Below are 4,853 nucleotides of genomic sequence, written 5' to 3' on the forward strand. Positions count from 1 at the left end.
GTATATGCAAGGCATCCTTTTTCCTGTGCAAGCGTAAAAACACGTTGTGCATCACCAATGTCATTAAGTTAAGAATATGAAAACAAACAGGGTGCCATTTTATTTCATCTTATCCAGTTAGGATTAAGAGTGTTCTAAAAAAGTCGCATGACAAAAAGAACTTTTTCAAGCAATTTATAAACTTTTGAGTTATAATAATATCGTATTAAGAAAAGCGGTAGTTGAAACATACTAGCGTTTGTGATTTCACATGCCTCTTACATTTTCGAATTGGACGGATTGGTAAGAGTTCTTGTGAAATGAGTGTTTCAAGATCAGGCGGATGACCGCCTTTTCTTTTACGATGCTGGATAAAATAGCGACAATGATGTATCGCCATTTTTTTGTTTATCGCATAAGAATACTTTCTATCCTTACCTTTTACCTTTGGTTTATGATTTACTACATGATGAGCCATAATAAAGGATATATTATACAGTATCATTCTTGCCCAAATCTCCTGTTGGATGCTTTCTCGTTTTTTCGTATGAACAGCACACTGATCTGCTAAATATTTAAGGTCACGGAAGATAATTCTATACACCATCGAGTATTGTATATCTCTTTGATATTATCCTTATGAAATTCATCTCGACTTAAATTTGTGACAATTGACTCATATTCTTCACTGCCATCCAGCTTAAATCGAACTACGCGAAAATGAAGATCATACGAAGGATCATGTTCACCGATAAAATCAAACGTAGATGTAGTAGATAAGAAACGATATTTTTCTGATTGAGATTTTATATCTTTCGTCTATTTTCTTGTCAATTGTAATATGTAAATCCAAATCAAATTCTTCATCTGGCAGATTGAATTATTAAAAGACTAGAAATCGAGTGTATATCTTTCACACGTATCAAAAAGGACTTACCCAAATGTATGATATGAGCCATATTATTACAGGTTGCATAATTTCTATCCGCAATGAAAATAGCATTATCCTCGTGAAAACGTTCAACCATTTCCCACATGGCTTTAACTTCGTTCTTACTATGAATACCTTGAACGATCGTATCTAAATAACGATTGTTTAAAATATCATAGCGGGCATTAAGATGAAAAGCAGATAAAAATTTACCTTTAGATGAATTTTTATACAGTGAATCAGGATCACTATAATCAAGTGGTATTTGCATTTCAGACCCATCAACCGCAATAAGATGATAGCCCTTATATAAATTGTTAGGTGGAAATGCTTTATTCAGTTCGTATAGAATAAATTGAAAAACGCGTGAAGAAATCTTAGAACGTGCCTGAACAAATGCAGAGGCAGTTGGAGTATTATTTGAATAATGAAAAAAATCAAGTAACTCTTCGCGAATAGGCTTACCCGCCATTGACAAGATGTATGAAATAGTATCTTTAAAAGATAGCTTTCTAGATTTACGAGTAAAGTCAGAACCTTCATGTATGACAAAATGTCGTTCATACTTCAAACAGTCCGCCTTATTTAAAATCTTATCCAAAGAATTGAAAAGTAGATTATGGATAGAAGTCATACCACAATCTCCTCTAATCTTTTATCAAAAATGAAGGGAAAGCAAGATCTGGATGTATTACTAAGGATCATATAAGATCACCTCATACACCTTACAAAGGCGCGTGAAACGGAGCGCACGATTTTTCAAATTTTGTCAAGCGTAAATTAAAAAAGACACCTATACTTTTTTGTATAAATGCCTCTTCTCTATAATTCTTTAACTTAATGACATTGGCGCATTACAACGCTCTCTTGATGGGGAATAAATAGTATGACCACTTACATGAGACTGATAAACAAGCGTGGGAGATGCACGATTTGCTTGTGGAAGAATATAAAGTTGAATGGCATGTTATTGAACAATTAAAACAACAAAATCTAATGGAATGGGTAAGAAAGATGAATGTGATTGAGAATATTGTTGATGAAGTAATTAAAAAAGAATTAATTATTCAATAATGGTTATGTTAATCCTCATGGAGTATTCACGCTATGGGGATTTACTTGTATAAAACGAAAATATATTCATGAGCTAATAAATAGAAACCTAAAGTTTTAGATTTATCATTCCAATAAGAAGTAGAACTACAATTATGTTGTTCTTTGATTATGATTTCTTTTAGGGTAAAGCCATTATTTATAAAAGTTTGCATAGTTAAAAATCCTAATGGGATTACATTGCCCTTTTTTCTGATATCACCGATCATGAAAGAACAAAAATGTGATGGCTTTAAGACACGATAAAGTTCTTTGCTTACTTGATTCATATGTGCTAAAAATTCATTGTATTCTAAGTTAGATATATCATTCTCTATGTTTTTGCTATATTTAATAATATCGGCGTAAGGTGGGTGTGTACAAATGAAGTCTATCGAATTATCCTTTACCATTTTTAGATTTTGTGCATCACCTAAATGCAATTGTATATGTGCATTATTATTGCAATCAAAATTCAATCGATTTCTAGTTATTTCAAGAGCTTTTTTATTGATATCAATTCCTATAGCATTTCTATCTAATAATTTTGCTTCAATTAATGTGGTTCCTGAACCAACAAAACAGTCAAGTACAAGATCTTTCTGTTCTGTATATTTTAAAATTAAATTTTTAGGAACATGTGGTGACCAATTTCCTCTATAATCACCTTTATGAGTAGCCCAGTTTCCCCTATCTGGAAAGTTCCAAATAGTAGTGTTTTGTAATTTATATGTATTCATGTAAAAATACACCTCCTATTTATATATACGATCTAAAGTAAGCAAATTCCTAAAAATACTTCAAAAAAATTTATTTTTTTGAAGGGGGCTTTCTATTTAGTTTTAGTTACGAATATGTTAAAATAGCCATGATTAGGAAGGAGTGTTTTTAATGGCAAATCAAAAGAATTTATTATTAAGCCCAGTACTTAAATGGGTCGGTGGAAAACGACAGCTATTGAATGAAATTATTCCTATGATACCAAGTAATTGTTCAACATATGTTGAGCCTTTTATTGGTGGTGGGGCTGTGCTATTTGAATTTCAGCCTAAAAAAGCTATTATAAATGATTATAATAGTGAATTAGTAAATGTTTATACTGTAATAAAAGATCATCCTGAAGAGTTGATTAAAGAGTTGCAGTTTCATAAAGATAACAATACAGGCGAACATTTTTATATGGTCAGAGAATATGATAGAAAAACAGAATTTTTTAGCCAAATGACAGATGTTCAAAAAGCGGCAAGAATTATTTACTTAAACAAAACTTGTTATAATGGTTTGTATAGAGTGAACTCTGCAGGACAATTCAATTCCCCTTATGGAAAGTATAAAAATCCAAATATTGTGAATGAACATGTAATTAGAGCAATGTCAAAGTATTTCAATGATAATGCTATTACAATTAAAAATGGTGATTATAAAGAAGTGTTAAAAGGGTTAAGAAAAGGCGCGATCGTTTATCTGGATCCACCTTATATGCCAATATCAACTTCATCATCATTTACTGGATATACTGAAAATGGGTTTAATGCAGATAAACAAAGAGAATTAAAAAAAGAGTGTGACAAATTAAGCAAAAAAGGAATTAAATTCTTACAATCGAATTCAGATTGTGAATTTATTCGTGAGTTGTACAAAGATTACAATATAAGGATAATTAAAGCTAAAAGATCTATAAACAGTAAAGGGAATTCTAGAGGCGAGATAAATGAGGTGTTGATATACAATTATGAGCAAGAATAAAGAAATATCAGTAGAAGAAGCTTGGGAAAAAATATTAGAAAAATATGATATTGTAAACCAAATTGAAGAAAAAGGAATTTTTCATATTGAAGCATCCCAAATTAAAGAATTTAAAGAACCTCGTTTGATGTCTAAATGGGATAGTTCTGAACAGCTTCCTTCTATTTTAAAGAAAAATAAAATCAATATTTTACCTAACAGTAGACATTCGTATGTATTAGGTGATTTTCTTTTGTATCAAGATATTCCAGAATTAGAAGAGCATATTACAAAAATGACTTCTGTAGAGTTACCTGAGTATGAAAGTATTGATGTGGATAACATTACTTCAGAAGCTAATGCAATAAATGTATTAATTCTCTCAAAAATTCTTGATGATTTTTTAGAAACGCATGAAAATGTTGGAACTTTTAATGGCCGTATGGGAACTGGAATTTTCGATTTTAATGTAGATACGCATAGAGGAGTAAAGCGAAGTATTGTAGTAAACAATGCTCAATGTGAAATTGACGGTGGATTTGAAAACTTAGATTCAGTAGTAATTATGGAAGCAAAAAATGTAGTACACCCCGATTTTCATGTGAGACAACTTTATTACCCATATAGACTTTGGAAAACTAAAGTAAATAAACCAATTAGATTAGTGTTTTCGATCTATTCTAATAAAATATATCGCTTATTTGAGTATGAATTTACTGACATTAATGATTATTCTTCAATTAAATTGATAAAAAATAAGAACTATTCCCTTCAAGATACAGAAATAACATTAGAAGAACTTATAGAAGTTAGTAATGAAACAAGGGTTAAATATACTGACAATCAAAATAATAAAAATCTTCCTCCATTTGTACAAGCAGATTCATTTGAACGCATTATTTCACTTTTAGAAAATATGTATGATAATCCAATGAATGATGAAGAAATAGCAGAGTTAATGCATTTTGGTTTTAATTTTAGTAACAATAAACCAGTTTATAGACAATCACAATATTACTATAATGCAGGTAAGTATTTAGGATTATTTGAAAAAATAAAGACAGAAGAGAATGAAGCGAAATCTGTTTTAACAAGTTTAGGCAAGAAAATTTATAAAATGCAGTAT

4 protein-coding genes and 1 pseudogene are annotated in these 4,853 nt (G+C 30.3%); 3 read left to right on the top strand and 2 right to left on the bottom strand.

Going from position 1 to position 4,853, the window contains the following annotated elements; translation table 11 throughout:
- Positions 1-842: 842 nt before the first annotated feature.
- A complete protein-coding gene (locus ACLUJM_RS12845; protein WP_008816443.1) occupies positions 843-1,544 on the bottom strand; it encodes a transposase in 702 nt (233 codons plus the stop codon).
- Between the two features lie 266 nt (positions 1,545-1,810).
- Between ACLUJM_RS12845 and ACLUJM_RS12850 the strand changes: the two are divergent.
- Positions 1,811-1,984 (top strand): annotated as a pseudogene (locus tag ACLUJM_RS12850) (TnpV protein); the annotation flags it as partial.
- A 41-nt stretch (positions 1,985-2,025) separates the two neighbouring features.
- Here the strand turns inward: ACLUJM_RS12850 and ACLUJM_RS12855 are convergent.
- Positions 2,026-2,742 carry a TRM11 family SAM-dependent methyltransferase gene (locus tag ACLUJM_RS12855; protein WP_008816442.1) on the bottom strand — a complete coding sequence of 239 codons (717 nt, stop codon included), beginning with the start codon at positions 2,740-2,742 and terminating at the stop codon, positions 2,026-2,028.
- 151 nt (positions 2,743-2,893) lie between these two features.
- Here ACLUJM_RS12855 and ACLUJM_RS12860 point away from each other — a divergent pair, with 151 nt between their 5' ends.
- Both ACLUJM_RS12860 and ACLUJM_RS12865 read left to right on the top strand, forming a co-directional pair.
- Positions 2,894-3,748, top strand: coding sequence for a DNA adenine methylase (locus ACLUJM_RS12860; protein WP_009588671.1), 855 nt, complete (start codon positions 2,894-2,896; stop codon positions 3,746-3,748).
- Positions 3,735-4,853 (top strand): type II restriction enzyme (locus ACLUJM_RS12865; RefSeq protein WP_412412988.1); only part of this gene is annotated, 1,119 nt, incomplete at its 3' end. The genes ACLUJM_RS12860 and ACLUJM_RS12865, both read left to right, overlap by 14 nt.

This window comes from Finegoldia sp., from assembly GCF_046991905.1.
GTDB lineage: Bacteria > Bacillota > Clostridia > Tissierellales > Peptoniphilaceae > Finegoldia.

Bases quoted from the DNA above. Each gene is read 5' to 3' on its own strand.
- ACLUJM_RS12845 (WP_008816443.1), bottom strand. From the start codon at position 1,544: ATGACTTCTATCCATAATCTACTTTTCAATTCTTTGGATAAGATTTTA.
- ACLUJM_RS12855 (WP_008816442.1), bottom strand. From the start codon at position 2,742: ATGAATACATATAAATTACAAAACACTACTATTTGGAACTTTCCAGAT.
- ACLUJM_RS12860 (WP_009588671.1), top strand. From the start codon at position 2,894: ATGGCAAATCAAAAGAATTTATTATTAAGCCCAGTACTTAAATGGGTC.